General features: G+C 71.1%; 20 protein-coding genes and 2 pseudogenes. 10 read left to right on the plus strand and 12 right to left on the minus strand.

The annotated features are described in order from the left end of the window. Positions 1-31: 31 nt before the first annotated feature. From VG296_RS00320 to VG296_RS00330, 3 genes are read right to left on the minus strand one after another with little or no spacing between them, the layout of a single operon-like run. Positions 32-877 (minus strand): class II fructose-bisphosphate aldolase, encoded by an 846-nt coding sequence (locus VG296_RS00320; protein WP_325561741.1) that lies wholly within the window; start codon positions 875-877, stop codon positions 32-34. Continuing rightward, the gene (locus tag VG296_RS00325) at positions 874-1,776 is read right to left on the minus strand and encodes an ROK family protein (protein WP_325561743.1); all 903 of its coding nucleotides are present in this window, start codon (positions 1,774-1,776) and stop codon (positions 874-876) included. The genes VG296_RS00320 and VG296_RS00325 overlap by 4 nt, the downstream gene beginning before the upstream one ends. Then, complete coding sequence (locus VG296_RS00330; protein ID WP_325561745.1) at positions 1,773-2,648, minus strand: SIS domain-containing protein; 876 nt, start codon at positions 2,646-2,648, stop codon at positions 1,773-1,775. The genes VG296_RS00325 and VG296_RS00330 overlap by 4 nt, the downstream gene beginning before the upstream one ends. A 174-nt stretch (positions 2,649-2,822) precedes the next feature. Between VG296_RS00330 and VG296_RS33130 the strand changes: the two are divergent. The 6 genes and pseudogenes from VG296_RS33130 to VG296_RS00360 all read left to right on the plus strand — a co-directional run. Then, positions 2,823-2,888, plus strand: a pseudogene (locus VG296_RS33130) (hypothetical protein); the annotation flags it as partial. Next, positions 2,882-3,462: pseudogene (locus VG296_RS32635) on the plus strand (hypothetical protein); the annotation flags it as partial. The pseudogenes VG296_RS33130 and VG296_RS32635, both read left to right, overlap by 7 nt. 40 nt (positions 3,463-3,502) lie before the next feature. Next, positions 3,503-3,694, plus strand: coding sequence for an AAA family ATPase (locus tag VG296_RS00345; RefSeq protein ID WP_325561750.1), 192 nt, complete (start codon positions 3,503-3,505; stop codon positions 3,692-3,694). Then, a complete protein-coding gene (locus VG296_RS00350; protein WP_325561807.1) occupies positions 3,643-3,870 on the plus strand; it encodes an AAA family ATPase in 228 nt (75 codons plus the stop codon). Before VG296_RS00345 ends, VG296_RS00350 begins: the two co-directional genes overlap by 52 nt. Then, a complete protein-coding gene (locus tag VG296_RS00355) occupies positions 3,807-4,109 on the plus strand; it encodes a hypothetical protein (RefSeq protein ID WP_325561751.1) in 303 nt (100 codons plus the stop codon). The genes VG296_RS00350 and VG296_RS00355 overlap by 64 nt, the downstream gene beginning before the upstream one ends. Before the next feature lie 290 nt (positions 4,110-4,399). After that, positions 4,400-5,128: a hypothetical protein gene (locus VG296_RS00360; RefSeq protein ID WP_325561753.1), complete on the plus strand. Its 729-nt coding sequence runs from the start codon at positions 4,400-4,402 to the stop codon at positions 5,126-5,128. Positions 5,129-5,260: 132 nt separating this feature from the next. Here VG296_RS00360 and VG296_RS00365 read toward each other — a convergent pair whose 3' ends face one another. The 3 genes from VG296_RS00365 to VG296_RS00375 form a co-directional block, all read right to left on the minus strand. Then, positions 5,261-6,901, minus strand: a complete 1,641-nt coding sequence (locus VG296_RS00365; protein WP_325561755.1) for a plasmid pRiA4b ORF-3 family protein — start codon at positions 6,899-6,901, stop codon at positions 5,261-5,263. A 253-nt stretch (positions 6,902-7,154) separates the two neighbouring features. Continuing rightward, positions 7,155-8,153 carry a hypothetical protein gene (locus tag VG296_RS00370; protein WP_325561757.1) on the minus strand — a complete coding sequence of 333 codons (999 nt, stop codon included), beginning with the start codon at positions 8,151-8,153 and terminating at the stop codon, positions 7,155-7,157. Then, positions 8,150-8,860 (minus strand): 5'-methylthioadenosine/S-adenosylhomocysteine nucleosidase, encoded by a 711-nt coding sequence (locus VG296_RS00375; protein ID WP_325561759.1) that lies wholly within the window; start codon positions 8,858-8,860, stop codon positions 8,150-8,152. Before VG296_RS00375 ends, VG296_RS00370 begins: the two co-directional genes overlap by 4 nt. Before the next feature lie 105 nt (positions 8,861-8,965). Between VG296_RS00375 and VG296_RS00380 the strand changes: the two genes are divergently transcribed. Together VG296_RS00380 and VG296_RS00385 are read left to right on the plus strand one after the other, a co-directional pair. Then, positions 8,966-9,661 (plus strand): PhzF family phenazine biosynthesis protein, encoded by a 696-nt coding sequence (locus VG296_RS00380; protein WP_325561761.1) that lies wholly within the window; start codon positions 8,966-8,968, stop codon positions 9,659-9,661. Positions 9,662-9,726: 65 nt separating this feature from the next. Then, positions 9,727-10,716 carry an aminoglycoside phosphotransferase family protein gene (locus VG296_RS00385; RefSeq protein ID WP_325561763.1) on the plus strand — a complete coding sequence of 330 codons (990 nt, stop codon included), beginning with the start codon at positions 9,727-9,729 and terminating at the stop codon, positions 10,714-10,716. Between the two features lies 1 nt (position 10,717). On the opposite strand, the gene VG296_RS00390 is transcribed toward VG296_RS00385, so the two are convergent. The 3 genes from VG296_RS00390 to VG296_RS00400 form a co-directional block, all read right to left on the minus strand. Next, a complete protein-coding gene (locus VG296_RS00390; protein WP_325561765.1) occupies positions 10,718-12,457 on the minus strand; it encodes a bifunctional 3'-5' exonuclease/DNA polymerase in 1,740 nt (579 codons plus the stop codon). 40 nt (positions 12,458-12,497) lie between these two features. Further along, positions 12,498-14,633, minus strand: coding sequence for a prolyl oligopeptidase family serine peptidase (locus VG296_RS00395; RefSeq protein ID WP_325561767.1), 2,136 nt, complete (start codon positions 14,631-14,633; stop codon positions 12,498-12,500). Positions 14,634-14,732: 99 nt separating this feature from the next. Further along, positions 14,733-16,163, minus strand: a complete 1,431-nt coding sequence (locus VG296_RS00400; protein ID WP_325561769.1) for an alkaline phosphatase family protein — start codon at positions 16,161-16,163, stop codon at positions 14,733-14,735. Between the two features lie 259 nt (positions 16,164-16,422). On the opposite strand from VG296_RS00400, the gene VG296_RS00405 reads away from it, so the two are divergent. Beyond that, a complete protein-coding gene (locus tag VG296_RS00405) occupies positions 16,423-17,169 on the plus strand; it encodes a hypothetical protein (RefSeq protein WP_325561771.1) in 747 nt (248 codons plus the stop codon). A 1-nt stretch (position 17,170) separates the two neighbouring features. Further along, positions 17,171-17,776 (plus strand): hypothetical protein, encoded by a 606-nt coding sequence (locus VG296_RS00410; RefSeq protein WP_325561773.1) that lies wholly within the window; start codon positions 17,171-17,173, stop codon positions 17,774-17,776. A 41-nt stretch (positions 17,777-17,817) separates the two neighbouring features. On the opposite strand, the gene VG296_RS00415 is transcribed toward VG296_RS00410, so the two are convergent. From VG296_RS00415 to VG296_RS00425, 3 genes are all read right to left on the minus strand, one after another. Next, positions 17,818-18,279 (minus strand): MarR family winged helix-turn-helix transcriptional regulator, encoded by a 462-nt coding sequence (locus VG296_RS00415; protein WP_325561775.1) that lies wholly within the window; start codon positions 18,277-18,279, stop codon positions 17,818-17,820. Beyond that, positions 18,276-19,715, minus strand: a complete 1,440-nt coding sequence (locus tag VG296_RS00420) for an MFS transporter (protein ID WP_325561777.1) — start codon at positions 19,713-19,715, stop codon at positions 18,276-18,278. The genes VG296_RS00415 and VG296_RS00420 overlap by 4 nt, the downstream gene beginning before the upstream one ends. A gap of 128 nt (positions 19,716-19,843) precedes the next feature. Continuing rightward, complete coding sequence (locus VG296_RS00425) at positions 19,844-20,278, minus strand: cystatin domain-containing protein (RefSeq protein ID WP_325561779.1); 435 nt, start codon at positions 20,276-20,278, stop codon at positions 19,844-19,846. Between the last annotated feature and the right edge of the window lie 182 nt (positions 20,279-20,460).

Here is a 20,460-nt window from a genome sequence, read left to right on the forward strand (position 1 = left end):
ACGACTCGCGGGACTGCTACGAGGTCCGCCGCTACGAGATCACCGTGATCAGCTGCGCGACCGTGTCCGTGAGGGCCGAGCGCGCGGACTCGAGGTACTTGCGCGGATCGACCGCCTTCGCGTCGTCGGCCAGGAACGAGCGGACCGCCCCCGTGTACGCCATGTTCAGCGCGGTCCCGATGTTGACCTTGACGATGCCCGCGCGCACGCCTTTCGCCAGGGCGTCGTCCGGCACGCCCGACGAGCCGTGAAGGACCAGCGGGACCAGGACCGCGTCGCGCAGCTGCTCGATCAGCGCGAAGTCGAGTCCGGCTGTGCGCTTGGTCATCGCGTGCGAGCTGCCGACCGCCACGGCCAGCGCATCCACGCCGGTCGACGCGACGTATGCGGCCGCCTCATCAGGGTCCGTACGCGCTCCCGGCTCGTGTGCGCCGAGGTGCACGCCGTCCTTGCCACCGACCTGCCCGAGCTCGGACTCGATCAGCAATCCGTTCGCGTGCGCCCAATCGGCGGCACGCCGCGTGAGCTCGACGTTCTCCGCATACGACGAGTGCGAGGCGTCGAACATCACCGAGCTGAATCCCGCGTCAGTAGCCTGATGCAGCAGCCCGTCGTGCTCGACGTGGTCCAGGTGCAGCGATACCGGCACGTTCGCGGCCTCGGCCATCGCGTGCGCGGCCAGGGCGATCGGTAGCACGCATCCGTCGTGGAACTTCACGGCGTTCTCGCTGATCTGCAGGATCACCGGACGTCCGGCCCGCTCCGCGCCCGCGACGATGCCCTCGGCGTGTTCGAGCGTGATGACGTTGAACGCGGCGACGGCCCGCTTCTCGGCGCGCGCGTCGGCCAGGAGGGATCCCGTCGAAGCCAGAGTCATGATTTGCCTATCAGGTCGAATGCGATCAGTGCGGCGCCCAGCACCGCCGCGTCATCGCCGAGGGCCGCGCACACGATCTCCGGCATGCGCTGGAACGTGATCCGCGCGGCGAGCTCGCGGCGTACGGGTTCGAGCAGTTGCTCTCCCGCCTGCGCGATGCCGCCGCCGAGGACGACGAGGTCCAGGTCGAGCAGCGTGATCGCGCTCTCCAGCGCTGTGGCCAGCGCGGATGTAGCAGCTTCCCAGACTTCTGACGCACGGGGTTCGCCGGCCGCGGCACGCTCGGCGACCTCACGTGCGCTCACTCCGCCGTCGCCGTACTGCCGCGTGATGCCCGGCGCGGATGCGATCGTTTCGAGGCAGCCGCGTTGCCCGCAGCCGCACAAAACGCCCTGCGGATCGACGACGACGTGCCCGAGTTCGCCCGCGCGGTGATGCGGGCCCAGGCGCGGTGTGCCGTCGAGGCAGAGCATCCCGCCGACGCCCGTGCCGAGCGTGACGAACAGGTAGTCGCGGCAGCCGACAGCCGCGCCGGCCCGCCCTTCCGCGAGGCCGCCGATCCGCGTGTCGTGCCCGAACGCGACCGGTACGCCCAGCCGCGCGGCCATCGCGTCACGCAGTGGGAGAGCGCGCCAGGTCGGTGCGACGGAGAACTCCGCGATACCTGCCGCGTCGTCCACGATCCCGGGAATGGCGAGCCCGACCGCGTCGACCGGCCCGTGCTCCGCGATCAGCGTCCCGGCGAACTCAGAGAGCGCTTCCACAGCGGTCTCGTCCGGCGGTGTCGGCCTACGGACCGCGTACTCGGCATCGGTGACCGTGCCGTCCGCGCGCCGCGACCGGATCGCGGCCTTCATCGTCGTGCCGCCGACGTCGATCCCCAGCACCCGCGCGGTCACGGCAAGACGACTGACCGGGTCAGATGACGCGGCTGGTCCGGGTCCAGGCCGCGCGCCTCGGCGATCGCCACCGCGAGCCGCTGAACGCGGATCAGGTCGGCCATCGGATCCGACAGAGCGCTCTCACAGCGTCCGCCGGTCGCGGAGATCTGCGCGGTGAGCCCGGCCGGCAACGGGCCGAACGCCCAGGCCACGCGGTTCGGCCCGGTGATGCTGATCGGTCCGTGCCGGTACTCCATCGCCGGGTACGACTCGGTCCACGCGCCCGCGGCCTCGCGCATCTTCAGGGCGGCCTCTGCCGCGAGCCCGATCGTCCAGCCCGTGCCGAGGAACGTGAACTGCTCGGCCGCGACGAGCTCCGGAGAGAGCGCCCTCTCGACGGCCGTGCGCGCGTCCGCGATCGCGGAGCTCAGATCCTCGCCGAGGTGCGCGCGCAGCAGGGCCAGGGTCGAGGTCGCGAAGCGCGTCTGGACCACGGACTTCTCGTCGGCGAAGTCGAGCACGACGACCTCGTCGGCCGCCTGCATCACCGGCGTGCCCGGATCCCCGGTGATCGCCGTCGTCGGCGCGTTCCCGCGCAGCGCCGCGAGCAGGCCGAGGACCTCGCTCGTGGTACCCGAGCGGGTGATTGCCAGAACCCTGTCGTAGCCGCGTGCCGCCGGGAACTCGGAGGCTGCGAACGCGTCGGTCTCGCCTTGTCCGGCGTCCTCGCGCAGCGCGGCGTAGCTCGCGGCGATGAACCACGAGGTGCCGCAGCCGACGACGGCCACGCGCTCGCCGGGCTGGGGCAGCCCCTTCGCCCCCGGCGCCAGTGACGCCGCCCGCTCCCAGCACTCCGGCTGGCTCGCGATCTCCGCGGTGACATGGCGCACGGCCGGGCCTCCCTCACGTCCTCGATGATCGAAACTGCGCATTTTCTGCGCGATACTGCTCGAACAGTCCCACGATCAAGCAACTTTGGCAAGCGAGGACGCCGGTCGCGGTCGGCGTCCTCGCGCGTCTAAACCGGTTCCCTTCGCGGGCGCACGTCCGGGACACTGCTGGGCATGCTTGTCACGATCACCGCCACCCGGCCGACCGGAGCGGATTGGCCCGCCACCGACCTCGGCTACCTGCTGGCCAAGAATCCGGCCGCCGTGCAGGACTTCTCGCACGGTTTTCGCTGACGTACACGGACGCAGCGTTGAAGGGCTATGACGCGGCCGTGCTGATGGAGGTCATCGAGCATGTGGATCCGCCGCGTCTCGCTGCGCTGGAGCACGCGGTGTTCGGCACGGCGCGGCCCCGCGCGGTCGTAGTGACGACGCCGAACGCCGAGTACACCGTGCGCTACGAGACGCTCGAGGCGGGCCGGATGAGGCACCGCGACCACCGGTTCGAGTGGACGCGGGCCGAGTTCGCGGCGTGGGCCGAGGGGTGGCCGAGCGGCGCGGATACGTGGTCGAGCTCCGGCCGGTGGGGGAGGTCGACGCGGAGCTGGGCCCGCCGACACAGTTGGCCCTGTTCGCAGAAATAACAGGCCCAACCAGTGCGCAGGATGCGCCCGTCCAGGCCAGTAAGCACGGCGAGCCCGGCAAGTTCGGCGAATCCGGCGAATCTTGCGAGTCCGGCGAGTTCGGTAAGTGCGACGAGTCTGGCGAACCCGGCGAGCCCGATGAGACTGCTCCGGCCAAGGAGGCGAACTAAGCCATGCGTACGTACCCTGACAGTCCCCGAGCTCTCGCTCGTGGTCCTCGTCGGCACGACGGGATCCGGCAAGTCGACGTTCGCCGCCCGGCACTTCAAGCCCACCCAGATTCTGTCCTCGGACTACCGCCGTGGGCTGGTCAGCGGCGACGAGAACGACCAGTCCGCGAGCGCCGACGCATTCGATCTGCTGCACCACATTGCCGGGGTTCGGCTGCGGCGGGGGTGCTGACGGTGATCGACGCGACGAACGTGCAGCCGAAGTCGCGGGCCGCGCTGATCGCCGTCGCGCGGGCCCATGACGTGCTGCCGGTGGCGATCGTGCTGGACGTGCCCGAGGAGGTGTGCAGTGCAAGCCGTACGAGGGGCTGGTGCGGGACGGCCGCCGGATCGTGCAGCCCGGGGTGAAGTGCCGTGGCCCGGAGTACCTGCGGATCATCTACGGCCCGGAGTACCTGGAGCCGCGGAACCTGGACCGGCTGCGGCGGCGTTCGCTGGGCCGGAAGCAGTCGCTTGCGCTGCGCGAGTACGTGCTCGGCCTCGAGTCGCTGGAGCGGTTCGTGGCCGGGGAGCCGCTGTACCGGGTGCACGAGGCGGTGTTCGCGGTGCTGGCGCTGGAATCGGAGCCGGTGGACCCGCGGCTGTGAGGCGCCGTCTCCGGCCGTGAGTCGGAGCTGAGGATTCTCATCGGCCTCGCTCATCAGGAACGTGTGATGACTCGTCCATATGAAGGACAGCCATTCGGTCCATAGGGTGAGTGAGGCCGTCTTTCCGGGGCAAATCGCCCCTGGGTGAGCGCTGATCTCGGATTCAGAGTTCCCTGGGGAGGCGTTAACATGCACCTCGTACGCTGACTGAATGTGCACATCATCAGGTGACCGCTTGGGCGCATGGGGCCCGGAAGGCCCTGTGTACCGAGGAGATGGGGAGCGAAGGAATGTCAGGTCTCGCCGACGTTCTGAAGAACGAATACACCGGGAAGCTGCTGGACCTCACCGGTGTGCGCAAGCCGCCGTTCATCCCGGACTTGAACACCAAGCACTATCGCACCGCGCTCGTCGAGGCCGGCGGCGGCTACGTGCAGCTGCAGAAGTACTCGGGCCCGCAGATCCCCGCCTCGGAGTGGGAGAGCCTGGAGTACACCACGTACAAGAGCGACCCCTTCACCTTCTTCGCCCCGATCACCTCGCCGTCCGGCAAGGTCGAGATGATCGGCGCGCAGGAGGTCGGCAAGGAGGAACTCGAGTGCATTCCGACGCCGAACGCGGAGAAGTGCCCGACGATCATGGCTTGGCTCGAGTCGACCGGCGCCCGCTACGGCCGGGTGCAGCTGCTGCGCATGAAGCCGAACACGATCCGCGAGTCGCGCTGGGGCCTGCACCAGGACAACAACAACCTGAAGAACCCGGACACGAACGGCTGGATCGTGCGGGTGTGGCACGAGTTCACCGATGACTCCACCAGCCGGCTGCTGGTGCGTTCGGAGCGGTTCAACAAGAAGACCGAGTACCAGATCCCGCTGGCGGCCGGTCAGCAGGCGGTCGTGGACTCCGAGCGGCTGTGGCACGGCGGCGCCCATTCGGGGACGCACACGCGGTACGCGCTGATCGCCAGCTTCGAGTCGTCCCCGGCGCTGAACGACTGGATCCAGTCGCAGCTGCCGTAGTTCGTCACGGCTTCGCCACAGAATTCGGTGCCTGAGTTCGCGGGTTTCGGGTTCGTGTGGCGGATTTCCGGATTCGGGCCCGGTGCGAGGAGACTCGCGCCGGGCCCGAGCCGTGAGCAGGTTCCGGGACCGTCAGCTGGGTCCGCCGACGTCCCAGTGGCCGCCCTGCCAGCGTCCCTCGTTCAGCCGTCGGTTGAGTTCGTCGCGGTCGAAGACGTCGGCGCCGGCGTCGCCGTGTTCGCGCAGCGATTCCTGGTACTCCCACAGTCCGCCGCAGTCCTCGGGGGGCGCGGCGCGGCGTCCGCCGATGCAGCGCGGGTAGTGAACCTCGGGGTCGCCCTGGTAGGTGCGTTCGACGCGTACGACGTGCTCCCAGTAGTCGCCGTAGTCGTAGACGTAGGTGAGCTTCGCGCCGGCGCCGGTGAGGATCTGTTCGATCGTCACCTCGTCGTCGAGGCCGTGTCCGAGGTCCACGTCGCCGTCGCCGAAGTCGCCGTATGCGGTTTCGAAGACGTGCAGGTGGTAGCCCTCCCACTCGAAGACGGTCTGGATGACGTCGTGCAGGGCGGCGAGGGTGAGGTCGCCGGGGATCTCGACGCGGCGCCAGATCGGCGGCTTGGCGCCCTTGAGGTCGATGCGCAGCCGGTAGACGGGGGCGGGTGCGTCCAGCGGCAGGCGGCGCAGCGGCGGGCTGATGCGGGTCAGGCCCGGGCCGGGGGCCGGGACGTCGCGGTGCGGGTGGTCGGCGATGAACACGACGGCGCCGAACGCGGCCGGGAACTCGGGGAAGACCATGTCGGAGTCGTATTCGAATCCGTCGGGGTAGTCCTCGTCCGACCACAGGTCCGCGTCGGGCACCGGGCGCGGCGGCGCGGGGAGCGCGTCGAGCCGGTTGCGCAGCGCGGCGAGCATCGTGGGGTAGGGCGGGGCGCCGAGCACGCCGGGGGTGGCGGCCTCGTCCCACTGGGCGAAGCGGGCGTCGAGGTCGAGTCGCGCGTCCTGGAGCGCGCGGGTGCGTATGGCGGTCTCCAGCAGGCGGCGTGCCTCGGCGGGTTCGAGTTCCGTGACGGTGACGGTGTCGAGTTCGTCGCGGGGCACGAGTTCGCCGACGATGTCCGCGAGGCGCTCGGGCAGGACCTCGGCGGGCAGCGGGGCGATGGCCTCGGCCGGGCCCTCGTCCTCGTCGCGGACGACGACGGCGAACGCGTGCCGCCGTCCGGCGCGGCGGAAGGAGAGCAGGTAGAGCAGGTCGCCGTCGAGTTCGCGGCGTACCCGGAGGCAGTCCTCGACGTGCAGGGCGCGGTCGAGTTCCTCGAACCAGTCCGGCGGCAGGATCCCGGCGCGCCACAGCCGGGCCGCGCCGCGGGCGGCGGCCGCTCCGGCCTCGCCCTCGGCGAGCAGCGCGAGGCTGGCCAGGACGGCGAGGGACAGCTCGTCGGCGCGCTCCTCGAAGTGGGCGACGAGCGTCGGGACGACGTCGGGCGGCAGCGAGCCGACGAGGGCGGCGTTCTGCGCCATGTCGAGGATTCCGCAGAAGCTCGAGACCATCATCTCGAACTCGAAGGGGTCGTCCTGGTCGGCGATCTCGGCCAGGTCGGCCAGCAGCGCCCCGGCGAGGTCCGCGGGGTCCAGGCCGAGCGAGCGGGGCCGTGGCACGGTCTCCTCGGGCGGCGCGGGCTCGGGATGCGCGGCATTGCGCCGGGCCCGCCGCACGATCCGCGCTGGCCGGCGGAGCCGATCGGCCGCCTCGCCCTCGGGGGAGTCTTTGCTCACGTCGCCAGTCTTCCACAGCGGGCGGTGGCCTGAATCCACTTTGACCAAGGTGGTATGGGCGGCTGAGGACCCGGCAGCGTGAATTCTTAGGGATGCTCAGCGGAATCCCAGAAACCGTTTAGCGACACTGAAATCCGGACCACGCGGTATGGTCACGGCGAGGTCACGAAACCGCCTCGGCCTCGCCGTGTGCCGCCCTCGGAGCCTTCGGCGCCGCCGCCGCCCCGGCCAGCGTCGCAGGGTCCTGTGTCGCTCAGCCGGGGAGCGCGTCCGGGCTGTACTTCTCGATCTGCTCGAGACTGAAGCGGGCGTCGGCGGCGGCCGCGTGCCGCAGCGGGTCCTGGCCGGTGTAGGAGCCGGTTTCGGCGAGGGTTCCGGCGACCTCGCGGTGCGCCTGGTGCAGCAGCGCGTCCTGGGCGAGGCCCTCGGGGTTGGCGACCATGAGGTATTCGCCGGTGCTGCAGCCGAAGTTCCCGGCCGTCAGGTTCACGCCGTCGTGCTCGATGCGCTGGGAGAGCAGGTGCCCGCCGAGCAGGTCGAGGACCTGCTGGTCGTGGGCCCCCGGCAGACGCGGCTTGACCAGGCGCAGGTCGCAGACGTACAGCTCGGCGGCGTTGGTCGCGGAGTGCGTCTCGGTGATCTGCTCCGGGGACGCGGTGGCCGTGAGCCCCAGTTCGATCAGTTCCAGGGCCGACTCGGCGGAGTGCAGGTCGTACTGTCCGCAGGCCTCGGGCGTGGAGAACGGCACCGGTTCGCCCGCGCGGAACTTCTCCCGGACGACCGCGAGGGCCGCCCGGTACGCGGCCAGCAGCTTCGCGGTCGAGAGAGTGCTCCCTGCGGCGTCCGGCAGCACGAACGTGGACCGGAATCCGAGCGGCAGCCCGGCGGCGCCCATGGCGTCCGCGGCATTCAGCAGGCCTGGAATATAAGGGCTCATATCGATCAGGCGGGCGGCGAAGTCCGGCCCGAGGCCGGTCGCCTCGGCCAGCCGGGCGCGCAGGTCGCCGCCGTCCGGGGACGCGAGGGCGTGCTCGATCGAGTGGATGCCCGCGAACAGCCGGTCCCGCGCGGCTCCCGGCTCGGCCGGATCGACCGTGGTGACCGGGAAGAAGTCGTGCTGCAGGCGCAGCGGCCCGGTGCCGGTGACGCGCTTGTCGGCGCCGAGGGTGCCGCCGGTCATGGCGACGTGGTCCTTGCCGGAGGAGTGCTTGGCCAGGTATTCGACGCTGATGGCCGCGGTCGGGGCGGTCATCGGGCGGTTCCCGCCGGCTCGGCGTGCGCGGCGGAGACGCAGCGTGACCGCAGGATCTGCTCGGCGACGACGGCGAGCTTGCCGAGCGCGAAGGGCAGGTTCTCCTCGAAGGCGTCCGGAGAGTCGCCGTCGCAGTAGTCGGAGGGTGCCTTGTAGCTCTCGAGCTGTCCGAGCAGGCCGTTGCGCAGCAGCGTGTGCGCGATCGCGGTGAGCTCCATGTCGACGAAGTCGGCGTCGAAGCCGGCGAGCTCGGGGTGGAAGCCGTCGCGGCCGGTGACGAACGTGTCGCCGGACAGCAGGCGCGCGGTGGGCAGCGGCCGCGGGGTGTTGCCGGTGAGCGGGTACTCGTGGATCTCGGTCTCCGGGATCTGGCCGATCTTGTAGCCGAACGCGGTGACATCGACGTCGAAGAACGCGCAGGTGGAGACGGCGTGCACGGCGCCGATCGGGATGTCGTGGTTGAGGCAGCCGACCACGCCCATGTTGATCACGCGCTCGGGGGAGAAGCGGTCGACCACGTGCTGGGTGGCCGCGGCCGCGTTGGTGGTGCCGATGCCGCTGACGATGACCACGGCCTGCGTCGCGTCGTCCCCGCGCCGGTAGACCGGGAAGGGCGCGAGGCTGAGCTCGGTCCAGGAGGGCAGATCGAAGACGCCCTCGGCCTCCTCCATCATCGCGATCACGAACGCCACGGGTGTCTGAGTCATGCGATCATGTTACCTTCCGCGTTCGGCGCGCCGCGGGCGCGCGGGGTGCCACGGCGCCCCGATTGGCCCTCGTGCCCGCCGGGTGACGGGCCGTAGGCTGCCGCTATGACGATGAATGTGCTGGTGGTGCGGGTGTTCGCGGACGAGGGCGGCCGTTACGGCAACGAGCTGGGTGTGGTCCTGGACACGCAGGGCCTCGACGGGGAGCTCGGCCCGAAGCTGACGGCGCGCCTGGGTTTCTCCGAGACCGTGTTCGTGGACCGGATCGACGACGAGGGCGCGCACGTGCGCATCTTCAACCCGACCGCCGAGATGAAGCTCGCCGGCCATCCGCTCGTCGGCACCTCCCGGGTGCTGGCCGAGGCGGCCGGCACCCAGCCGGCGGTGCTGCGCCCGCGCCTGGCCGAGCCGGTCGACACGTGGCGCGAGGGCGACGTGACCTGGATCCGCGCGAACTCCGCGTACGCACCCGACTTCGACTTCGTCCAGCACACCTCGCCCGCCTGCGTCGACGAGCTGCCCGTCCCGCCGCTCGAGGAGCAGGCCCACCACCAGCACTGGTCCTGGATCGACGAGCCCGCGGGAATCGTGCGGGCCCGGACCTTCGCCGGCCGCATCGGCATCCCGGAGGACGAGGCCACCGGCGCCGCCGCCATCCTCCAGGCCCAGCGGCTGGGCCGCGAGGTGACGATCCACCAGGGCCGCGGCTCCCTCCTGCACGTGCGGCCCGCCAAGGCACCGGGCTGGTCCGAGGTCGGCGGCCGCGTCGTCACCGAGCCCTCGCGCGTCATCGAGCTCTGAGCCGTCGGGAGGAGCGGGAAATCGCCGTGGCGGATCGCTAGGGTGGCGATATGTAGGGTGGCGATATGCGCCTGGAATCCGTCGACCGTGCCGCCGACGCGTACCAGCGGCCGCTGACCGAGCAGCAGATCCAGTCGATGGCCACGCGGCTGCTGGGCGAGGTGGACGTGGTCGCGGCCGTCGAACTCGGCGACGGCACGTACAACACGACGTACCGCGTCGAGCTGGAGCGGGGACCGGCGTGCATCCTGCGCGTCGCGCCGGAACCCGCGCGGCAGTTTCGCAGCGAACGCGGGTTCATGCGCAGCGAGCACGCGGCCGCCCCGTACTTCGCGCCGATCGCCACCCTGCTCCCGCGGACGCTCGGAGTGGACTTCACCCACCAGGTGATCGGCCGGGACTACATGTTCCAGTCCTTCCTGCCCGGCGTCCCCGCGCGCGAAGGCCTGCGGCAGTACCCGCGCGAGGCGTGGCGTCCGTTCTTCCGCCGGCTCGGCGAGATCAGCAAGCGGATCCACGCCGTGCGCGGCGAACGATTCGGCCCCGTCGGCCGTCCCGGCCACCCGACGTGGAGCGAAGCGGTGTCCGCGATGCTGCGCGACATCATCGCCGACCTCGACGACGCCGGTCTCGCCGCGGACGACGCGCGGGAAGTGCTCGCGATCGCCCTGCGCGGCAAGGACATCCTCGACGAGGTGCGCGACCCGCGTCTGCTGCACGGCGACCTGTGGACCATCAACGTCATGCTCGCCGAGCACGCGCCCGAGCCGACCGTCACCGGCGTGTTCGACTGCGACCGGGTGATCTGGGGCGACCCCGAATCCGACTGGGCGATCTACCGCGCCACCCGCACGACGGGCGTCGGCAGCGCCGCCGAGCGCGAGACCTTCTGGGACGGCTACGGCCCCCTCGACCCCTCGCCGCACGCCCGATGGCGCCGATCCCTCTACGAGGCCAGGAACATCGCGGGCCTGCGCCTCGAGCGCAGCCGCCTCGGCCTCGACATCTCAACCTCCTACGACGAGCTTCGAGCCGCACTCGACCGCCTCGGCTGAGCTACTTCGCGTCGGCGTAGCAGGGGACGGTGGCGAGATGGAGGGGGAAGCGGACGGGGGTGGAGCCGAACACCAGGCGGGCGGCTTCGAGGGCGGATTCGGTGACGGCGGCCCGCACGTGCTCGGCCTCTGATCCGGCGCAGTGCAGGACGACCTCGTCGTGCAGGAAGAACACCAGTTCGGCGGGGGAGTCGGCGAGCTTCTGGCGGAGGGTCGCGATCAGGGCGAGGGCCCATTCGGCGGCGGTGCCCTGGACGACGAAGTTCCTGGTGAACCTGCCGCGGTCGTGGCGGACCTGGTCGGCCTTGGCCTCGCCCTCGGCGCCGGCGACGAGGCGGTTCCAGCGGGCGGAGGGCGGGGGGCAGGCGCGGCCTAGGCGGGTGTGCACGACGCGGCCCTCGATGCCTGACTTGGCGGCGTCGTCGACGAGGCCGATGGCGCGCGGGAATCTGCGGCGCAGGGTGGCGAGCAGCGGGCCGACCTCGCCGCTGGTCTGGCCGTACATGGCGCCGAGCATGCCGAGTTTGGCCTTCGCGCGGTCGCCGCCGAAGACGTCGCCGAGTTCGGTGTAGAGGTCCTCGGCCTGCGCGGCGGTCGCGAGGCCGCGGTCGCCGGACATCGCCGCGAGGACCCGCGGCTCGAGTTGGCCGGCGTCGGCGACGACGAAGGTCCAGCCGGGGTCGGCGACGACGGCGCGGCGCACCATCGCGGGCAGTTGCAGCGCTCCGCCGCCGCGGCTGGCCCAGCGGCCGGTGACGACGCCGCCGACGACGTATTCGGGGCGGAAGCGGCCGTCGCGCACCCAGGCGCGCAGCCACGTCCAGCCGTTCGCCGAGTAGAGCCGGGCCAGTTCCTTGTACTCGAGCAGCAGCGGCACTCCGGGGTGTTCGAGTCCGCGCAGCTCCCAGGCGCGGGTGGTGTGCGCGGGCAGGCCGTTGGTCGACAGGGCCTTGAGGAGCTGGGTGGGGGAGTCGGGGTTGAGGGCGGGGGTGCGGAAGGCCTCGGCGACGTGTTCGACGAGGGTTTGGAGCTTGGCGGGGCGGGCGCCGGGGCCGGCGAAGGCGGGCATGGGGCCGAGGGCTTCGGTGAGGTTCGCCGAGTGGAGTCCTGGGTCGAGGGGCAGCCCGGCGTGGGTCATCTCGGCCGCGGCGAGGCCTCCGGCCGATTCGGCGGCGGCCAGCAGCCTGACCTCGCGCCCGGCGGCGTCGAGTTCGGCGAGCTGGGCTTGGTAGACCTCGATGAGCGCGGACAGCGGCTCGACCTCGGTGGGCAGGCCGGTGTCGTCGGCGGAGAAGAGCGCGTCCTGCTGCGGACCGCCGCCGCCGACCGCCTCGGTCGCGGCGGTCATCCGGCCCACGTCGGGGACCGGCAGGTCGTGCAGCCGGGCGTAGGCGGCGCCGAGTGTGCGCGGCGCGCCGAAGCGTCCGGCGCGGGCGGCGAGGATCTCGTCGACGAGCACGACGTCGTGGCAGCGCGAGATCCGGATGCCGGCGCGGAGCAGACCCGGGTACAGCCGCGCGGTGTCGGCCCAGATCCAGCGGGGGCGGTGGGTGGACTCGAGTTCGCGGATGGCGGAGGGGAGGTCGGGCACGTCGCGGACCTCGGCGACGGTCACCTCAGCCGCGGGGCGCGCATCCGGGTCGTGCGCGGACGGGGACGCGGCGGACGGGGACGGCGCGGGTTCGGCCAGCAGCGCCAGCCTGCCCCCGCCGTCCTCGTCCGCGCACACGACCCATCTCATGGAAACGATTGTGCACGGCCCTACCGACAAAGATCGGCGGTCAGCGCTCCGGCGTGCCGTCCAGGCCCAGTTGGCGGGCGAAGAACGACAGCTGGTCCGCCCAGAGCGTGAGCGAGCGGGTGACGGACCGGGTGCTGTGTCCGACGTTGTGCTCGCGGCGCACCAGGATCGGACGCTCGTCGATCGCGGCGGACGTGGCGTGCTGCAGGGCCGCGGCGAGCTTGCGGGCGTGCAGCGTGTCCACGCGCGTGTCGCCTTCGAAGATCGTGAACAGCGTCGCAGGGTACGCGGTGCCCTCGTGGACGTTGTGGTACGGGGAGTAGGCGCGCAGCCAGCCGAATTCCTCGGGGACCTCGGCCGAGCCGTACTCGACGTTCCACAGCGCGCCGAGGCCGAACAGTTCGTAGCGCAGCATGTCGAGCAGCGGCGCCGAGCAGACGACGGCCGAGTACGCGTCCGGGCGCTGCGTCAGCGCGGTGCCGACGAGCAGCCCGCCGTTGGAGCCGCCGAAGATGCCCAGCTGCTCGCGTGTGGTCCAGCCCTCGGCCGTGAGGTGGTCGCCCGCGGCGTGGAAGTCGTCGAACACGTTCTGCTTCTTGTCGAGCCGCCCGGCGCGGTGCCAGGTCTCGCCCTCCTCGGTGCCGCCCCGCAGGTTGGCGATCGCGAAGACGCCGCCCGCCTCGACCCACGCCAGGCGCAGCGCGGCGAAGTCGGGGGAGAGGGTGAGGGAGAAGCCGCCGTAGCCGTAGAGGATCGTCGGTCGCGGGCGGTCCGGCTCGCCGGCGGGCGCGAGGATCGTCAGCGGGATCATCGTGCCGTCCTTGGACGGGTAGAGCACGTGCCGCACGTGCACCGTCGCGAGCTGGACCGCGCCCGGAGTGTCGGCCCACGTCGTGACCTCGCGGGTGCGGGCGTCGAAGGCCAGCACCTTGACCGGGGTCACGTGGTCGACGTAGCCGAACCAGGCACGCGCCCCGCCGTCCTGGTTGCCGTAGAGGGCAGAGATCGTGCCCGCGCCGGGCGTCGCGACGTCAGCGATCAGCTCGCCCGAGCCGAGGTCGAACAGATGCAGCCGGCTGACGCCGTGCCAGGCGTAGAGCCCGAGCACGGCGGGCTTGGCGAGCCCTTCGCCTTGGAGGATGACGAAATCCTCCAGCACCGCCGTGGGATTCTCCGGCAGTACGTCGCGCCACCGCTCGTAGGCGAGGGCGTCCGGGTCGGCGACGCATAGCCGCAGGTTCGGCGCGTCGCGGTCCGTGCTCAGGTAGAACTTCCCGTCGTGCCCGAAGTGGATCTGGACCTGCGCCTCCACGCCCTCCTGCACGGCGATCCAGCGCGGCTTTTCGGGCCCGGATTCGGTGAGGTCGGCCAGGTGCAGGTCGTTGCTGACCGAGGTGCCGCGGTAGGTGCTCACCGCGAGCCACCGGCCGTCGCGCGAGACGGTCAGGCCGTAGAAGTTCGTCTTGTCCAGCCCGTCGCCGAACACGAGCACGTCCTCGGCCGGGTCCGTGTTGAGCCGGTGCAGGTAGACGCGCCGGTAGTACTGCCTCTCGTCCTCCGGCACCAGTTCGGGGGCGAGCCGGCGGGTGTAGTAGTAGGCCATGCCGTCCGGGAGCCAGGCGACCTGCGAGTAGCGGGCCCGGTCGATCGGGCCGTCGACGAGGTCCCCGGTCTGCACGTCGATCACCCGCAGCAGCGCCTCCTCGGTGCCGCCCGCCGACACGAGATACGCCAGCAGCGCCCCGTCGCGCGAGGGAAACCACAGGTCGAGCGTCGTCGCGCCCGTCGGGTCGATCGCCGTCGGGTCGATCAGCACCCGCTCGACCCCGTCCTGACCGGCCGTCAGCAGCACGGAATGCTCCTGGCCCGGGGCACGGCGGGTGAAGAACCGCCGCTCGCCGCGCCACACCGGGGCGGTGACCTCGCCCGCGTCGGCGAGCTCGCCGACCCGCGCCCGGAACGCCTCGCGCCGCACGCCGCCGTCCGGCGCCGCGTCCTGGAACGCGGCGAACAGCTCGTCCTGCGCGGCCGACCACGCCACGGTCCGCGCGGCGGCCGGATCCTCGAGCCGGCGGTACGGGTCGGCGATCCGCTGCCCGTGCAGCTCCTCGACGAGATCCAGCCGCTCGGCGAGCGGATACGCGGACGGCGGGAACGCGGAATCAGTTGTCGACATGCCGTGATCGTAATCGGTGCGTCAACCGAGTAGGGCCTACCGAATCCGCGGCGGCCCCTCCACGGACGGTGCGTCGGACGCCGCGTCGGACGCCGCCTCTCAGATGGTCGGCTTCCAGCCCCACTGCTGCTCCGGCGGGGTCTGGCCCGCACCCGGCAGGCTCGGTGCCGGGTAGTCCGCGACCTCCTGCCGGGCCTCGGCGTGCAGTTGCGCCGTGTTCGGCAGGCTCGGGAAGCCCGGGTCCGCGGAGTCGAAGCGGAACGCCGAGGTGAAGTCGCCGAACGTGCGCCGCCGCCAGTCGCTGATGTTCGTCTCCTCGACGCCGGTGAAGCGCTCGAGCAAGCGCAGCGAGGAGGTGTGGTCGAAGCGCTCGGTGCACACCCAGCCGCCCGCGGTCCACGGGCTGACGAGGATCGTCGGGACGCGGAAGCCGCTGCCGACCGGCAGGCCGCCGATGAACTCGTCCGCGGTGCCGGGGCGCGGGGTGGGTGGCGGCACGTGGTCGAACAGGCCGTCGTTCTCGTCGTAGCTGAGGATGAACACGGTCTTCGCCCACACCTTCGGGTTCGCGGCGATCGCCTCGATCTTGCTCGCGACGAAGTCCGCGCCGGCCGCCGGCAGGTAGTCCGGGTGCTCGGACTGGGTCGAGGTCGGGATGATCCAGGAGACCTGCGGCAGGTCGTCGTTGCGCGCGTCGTCCTCGAAGGCCCCGGCGGGCCGGCGGGCCATCCCGTTGTCGTACAGCGGGTCTCCGGGCCGCGCGTTCTGGAACCTGGCGAAGTTCTCCAGCATGTTGCAGCCGTAGTTGTCCCGCTCCTGGTAGACCCGCCAGGAGATCCCGGCCGCCTGCAGCCGCTCGGCGTAGGTGGTCCAGGTGTACGCGCCGTTCGGGTACGAGTTCGAGGTGATCGGCCCGCCGTGCACCCCGTTCGGGTCGATCGTTCCGGTCATCCAGTAGAGCCGGTTCGGCCACGTCGGGCCGAGCACCGAACTGAACGAGTTGTCGCACACGGTGAACGCGTCTGCCAGCGCGAACTGGAAGGGGATGTCCTCGCGCTCGTAGTAGCCCATGACGTACGGGCCGTTGACGCCGTCCGCCGCGCGGTGCGCGGGCAGCCACTGGTCCATCGCGCCGTCGTTCCACGCCTGGTGCTGCACCGCCCACGCGTGGCTGGTCGACGGGATCGCCTGCGCGCTGGTGGTCTTCGTGTCGAGGTGGAACGGCAGGGTGTGGCCGTCCGGGTTGGCGGCGTCCGGCTGGTAGAACACGGACTCGCCGGTCGGCAGGCGCAGCGCCTCCGGGTCGCCGAAGCCGCGCACGCCGGGCATCGTGCCGAAGTAGTGGTCGAACGAGCGGTTCTCCTGCATCAGCAGGACCACGTGCTCGATGGCGTCGAAACCGCCGACCGTCCGCTGGTCGGCGAGGGCCCTGCGCACGGAGCCCGGCAGCAGGTCGAGTCCGGCGGCCGCTCCCGCGACGCCCGCGGCGGTGCCCAGCACGCGCCGCCTGGTGTAACGGTTGTCGGGCATGGATGACAGTCCCCTCTATCGGGAGGTGAGCACTCCCGAAACATTCTCAACCCTGCTCCCACGGAACTGACCGCACATCAGGGTGAGTCGAACGGGTCGTCAAGAGCGCGAGTACGGATGCGTATCCGGCGCACGAGAACCACAGCGCGATTCAGCGCGATCTGTAAATCCCCCGAACCGGTGGATTCCGCTTGAACGCTGAGGGGATGTGCGTTCGAGGAACCGGCTGGTTCAGTACTTGGTGGGAGGGGATTGCGTCGTGGGCATCGCGGTGCTGATAATTCTGGTATTGGCCGCCATAGCGGCTTTGGCGGTCACCGAAAAGGTGCGTAAAGAGCACAAACCCGAGCGGAAAGACGCATCAGCACTCGACTACGTCAACACTTTCATCTCTACGTTGTATATGATTCTTCTGGCGCTCGTCGTCGTGGTGCAGTGGCAGAACGTGGACCAGATCAACGCCGACGTACGCACCGAGGCCACCGCGTTGACCGCGCTCGTGCAGACCGCCGACCGGATGCCCGCGGCGGAGGGCGCCACGGTCCGCGCCTCCGCGATCGACTACGCGAACGCCGTCCTCGGGCACGAATGGCCGCCGCCCGCGGAAGCCGTCAACGACGCCGCGGCCCAGGCGCTGAACACCGGTCAGGCCGCGGTCACGCACCCCGTGGCCGCCAACACCTCGCTCGGCACGATCGAGGACCAGGCGATCGGCGAGTACCAGGCGCTGTCCGCCGCCCGCGCGGACCGGCTCGCCGCCTCGAACTCGGAGACCTCCCCGGTGCTGCTCATCGCGCTCGGCGCGCTCAGCTTCATCACGATCCTGACGCCGCTCGCGCTCGGACTGCGCGGCGACGCGATCGCCTTCGCGGGCCTGACCGTCTCCACGCTGCTGGTGTGCCTGTCGTTCTGGTTCGTGCTCGACCTGGAGTCGCTCTATCACGGCCTGATCCATACGGACGCGACACCGCTGCACCAGTTCCTCGCCGCACCGGGCTCGAACTGAGATGGGCCGAAGATACGTCCAGGGCCGCCGCGCGGCCGCGGTCGTCGGCGTGTGCGCGGTGGTCGTCGCGGTCCCGGTCGGGCTGGCCGAAGCCGCGGCCGGCACACCGGGCCCCGGGTCCGTGATCACGGTCACCGACTGCGGCGACGGCCTGACGCTCACCCTCGGCGGCACGTCGATCGTGACCGTGGGCCTGCCCGGGGACGACTGCCCGACCGGGACCGCGACACCGACGCCGTCGGCCTCCGCGACGGGGTATCCGGTCTGCACGCTGCCCCCGCCGCCGTCGACCCCCGCGCCCAGCACATCCCGCGCGAGCACACCCGCGCCGCGCGTCGCGCAGACGTCCGCGCCGCCGGCCCCGAGCCCGCGGACCGTGCCGCAGGCCATCCCGACGCCGCCCGCGCCCACACCGCCGCCGACGCCCACGCCGACCCCCAGGCGGACGACCCCGAAACCGGCCACGTCGTCCCCGGAGATGATCGTGCCGACCGCGCAGACCTTCCACACCACGCCGTTCAAGCGGCTCAGCACCGTGCTCGTCGTGTTCATCATCGCGATCGTGCCGGTCAGCATCGCGCGGATGCGGCACCGGCGCCGCGACTGACGATATTTCCGTGCCGGAGCCTGCGGCGGAGGATCGGCGGATCAGGACGGTTCGCCGTCGCCCGTCGTCGGCAGGCTCGCCAGAATCCTGGTCAGCTCGGCCAGATCCGCGTCGGGCAGCAGCGCGAGCACGGCCGGCGGACGCGTCAGGATCTCCTCCGAACGCAGCGCCACCTCGCGCCCCTCCTCGGTCAGCGAGACGATCCGGCAGCGGCGGTCGCGCACGTCCACCGTGCGCAGCACCAGGCCGCGCTCCTCGAGCGCGTCCACGACCTGCGTCATGTACGGCTTGTCCACCACCAGAAGCGCGGCCAGGTCGCGCATCGGCATCGGCTGCTTCAGCAGCCTGCGCAGCGCCTTGACCTTCACGAAGCTCAGACCGGCCGCCGCCGAGACCTCCGCCCGCCGGTCGTCGTCGTAGACCATCGTGCGGATCCGGTCCCAGATCAGCCGCAACTCCTGCTCGCGGCCGATATCGACGCTGGTGTCAATGCTCGTGCTCATGATGCCGCCTGCCCCACCGTCACCCTCGCCGCCCCGTCGGACGGCGTGAAGATCGCCGCCGTGCGCGCGGCGCTCGCCTTGGCCGTGCGGCCCGTCGTGATGATACCGAGCACGCCGATCAGTACGGCGCAGCCGACCGCCACCCACCAGCACACGTGGCTCGCGTGGGTGAAGGTGCTCCCCGAGGCGAGGATCGAGCCGAAGATCGCGACGCCGAGCGAGCTGCCGGCCTGACGGCTCGTCGAGGCGACCGCCGCCGCGACACCGGCCTGCGACCGCGGCATCCCGGACACGGCCGTATTCGTGATCGGCGCGTTGACGAACCCGAAACCGACGCCCATCAGCACGTACGCGACCGCGACCACGAGCAGCGACGTGGTCGGCGTGAACGTGGTCATCAGCAGCGCGCCCAGCACCAGGAACACCGAGGACAGCATCAGCGGCAGGCGCGGGCCGCGCGTGCCGACGATGCGCCCGGAGATCGGTGAGAACAGCATGTTCGCGGCGGCCATCGGCAGCGTCATCAGGCCGGTGCGCACGGCCGAGAAGCCGCGCACGTCCTGCAGGTACAGGGCATTGAGGAACAGGAACCCGGCCAGGCAGAGGAACGCCGAGACGGCGATGACCGTCGCGCCGGCGAACGGCATCGAGCGGAAGAACCGCGGGTCGATCAGCGGCTCTTCGCGGCGGTTCTCGTATCTGACGAGTCCGGCGACGGCCAGGATCGCGAGGACGAACAGTCCGATGATCAGGCCGCTGCCCCAGCCGCGCCGCGGGCCCTCGATGATCGCCGAGGTCCCGCTGGCGAGCGCCACGATCACGAGCGTCTGGCCGAAGGGGTCGAAGCGGCGGGCCCGCGGTGCCTTCGACTCGGGCACGAACAGCGTGGTCAGCACCAGCGCCGCGATCCCGACCGGCACGTTCACCCAGAAGATCGCCCGCCAGCCGACCGCGGAGACCAGCGCGCCGCCGATCACCGGGCCGAGCGCCATCGACAGTCCGAACACCGCGCCCCACACGCCGATCGCCCGCGCCCGCTCCTTCGCGTCGGTGATCGTGTTGGTCACGATGGACAGCGCGACCGGGTTGAGCATGCTCCCGCCGAGCGCCTGCACGACGCGCGCCGCCACCAGCCAGCCGAGCGAGGGGGCGACCGAGCACATCAGCGAGCCGAGCGTGAACAGCATCAGCCCGATCCGGAATATCCGCCGCCGCCCGAGCCGGTCGGCGGTCGATCCGGCCAGGATCAGGAACGAGGCCAGCACCAGCGTGTACGCGTCCATGATCCACTGCAGGTCGGTGAGCTGCGCGTGGAAGTCGCTCCCGATGGTGGGCAGTGCGACGTTCACGATCGTCACGTCGAGCCCGACGATGAAAAGGCTCATGCAGCAGATCGCGAGCACGAGTTTCCGCCGCTGCGGCGACAGGTCCGGCACGAGGCACCCCCCAAGGTGCTTAGTTATGCTATGCGAATTGTTAATACCGTATAACTAATTGGGGGAGCCTGCAAGGCGGGCCCGAGTCGGGGCGGGGCGCGGTTTCGCGCGGCGCGGCGATCAGCGGTTCAGCTGTCCGAGTCCACGGCCTGGCAGTCAAAAGAGGTGAGCACGTCCGCGGGCTTGAGCCAGGGGCGCGACCAGACGACGACGGTGCAGTCCTTGCGCGCGCCGAGGATCGAGTCCTGGACCTCGGCGATCCGCATCCGTACCCGGTAGTCCGCGCCCTCCACGACCTGCGACTCGGCGCGCGAGATGCGCTCGACGACGTACGGGTGCCCGAACTCCCGGCCCAGGACCGTCACCGCGAACGTCGCCGCCAGTCGCACGCTCGGGGCGTCCGGGCTCTGCCGCGTCCACCCGCCGGGGGCCGGCGCGGGGATCATCGGCATCGGTGTCGGCACCGGAGCCTGGCCGGCGGCGGTCAGCGGCGCCACGCCCGGCACCGTGGCGATGGCCAGGGTGAGCGACGCGAGTCTGCGCGGGAAGAGCTTGAGCTTCATGCCAGATACATAACGTACATAACGGGCTACGTGCCGCGCTCCGCGGCACGCCACGCCCGGCGAGCGCCCGTCCGAGGGAGTAATCGGATCATGGGCTCGCACCGGCGAATCCCGATGACCTTGGACGCGGCGATGACCAGGAGTTATCATCGTGGGCATGCAGTCGTTCCGTAGCCGCGCCG

This window comes from Actinospica sp. (assembly GCF_035552695.1).
Classification (GTDB): Bacteria; Actinomycetota; Actinomycetes; order Streptomycetales; family Catenulisporaceae; genus Actinospica.

What these genes read in the sequence shown, in the direction of transcription:
- VG296_RS00320 (WP_325561741.1), bottom strand. Translation starts at nt 877, where the DNA reads ATGACTCTGGCTTCGACGGGATCCCTCCTGGCCGACGCGCGCGCCGAG.
- VG296_RS00360 (WP_325561753.1), top strand. Translation starts at nt 4,400, where the DNA reads ATGTCAGGTCTCGCCGACGTTCTGAAGAACGAATACACCGGGAAGCTG.
- VG296_RS00370 (WP_325561757.1), bottom strand. Translation starts at nt 8,153, where the DNA reads ATGACCGCCCCGACCGCGGCCATCAGCGTCGAATACCTGGCCAAGCAC.
- VG296_RS00375 (WP_325561759.1), bottom strand. Translation starts at nt 8,860, where the DNA reads ATGACTCAGACACCCGTGGCGTTCGTGATCGCGATGATGGAGGAGGCC.
- VG296_RS00380 (WP_325561761.1), top strand. Translation starts at nt 8,966, where the DNA reads ATGACGATGAATGTGCTGGTGGTGCGGGTGTTCGCGGACGAGGGCGGC.
- VG296_RS00385 (WP_325561763.1), top strand. Translation starts at nt 9,727, where the DNA reads ATGCGCCTGGAATCCGTCGACCGTGCCGCCGACGCGTACCAGCGGCCG.
- VG296_RS00390 (WP_325561765.1), bottom strand. Translation starts at nt 12,457, where the DNA reads ATGAGATGGGTCGTGTGCGCGGACGAGGACGGCGGGGGCAGGCTGGCG.
- VG296_RS00395 (WP_325561767.1), bottom strand. Translation starts at nt 14,633, where the DNA reads ATGTCGACAACTGATTCCGCGTTCCCGCCGTCCGCGTATCCGCTCGCC.
- VG296_RS00400 (WP_325561769.1), bottom strand. Translation starts at nt 16,163, where the DNA reads ATGCCCGACAACCGTTACACCAGGCGGCGCGTGCTGGGCACCGCCGCG.
- VG296_RS00410 (WP_325561773.1), top strand. Translation starts at nt 17,171, where the DNA reads ATGGGCCGAAGATACGTCCAGGGCCGCCGCGCGGCCGCGGTCGTCGGC.
- VG296_RS00415 (WP_325561775.1), bottom strand. Translation starts at nt 18,279, where the DNA reads ATGAGCACGAGCATTGACACCAGCGTCGATATCGGCCGCGAGCAGGAG.
- VG296_RS00425 (WP_325561779.1), bottom strand. Translation starts at nt 20,278, where the DNA reads ATGAAGCTCAAGCTCTTCCCGCGCAGACTCGCGTCGCTCACCCTGGCC.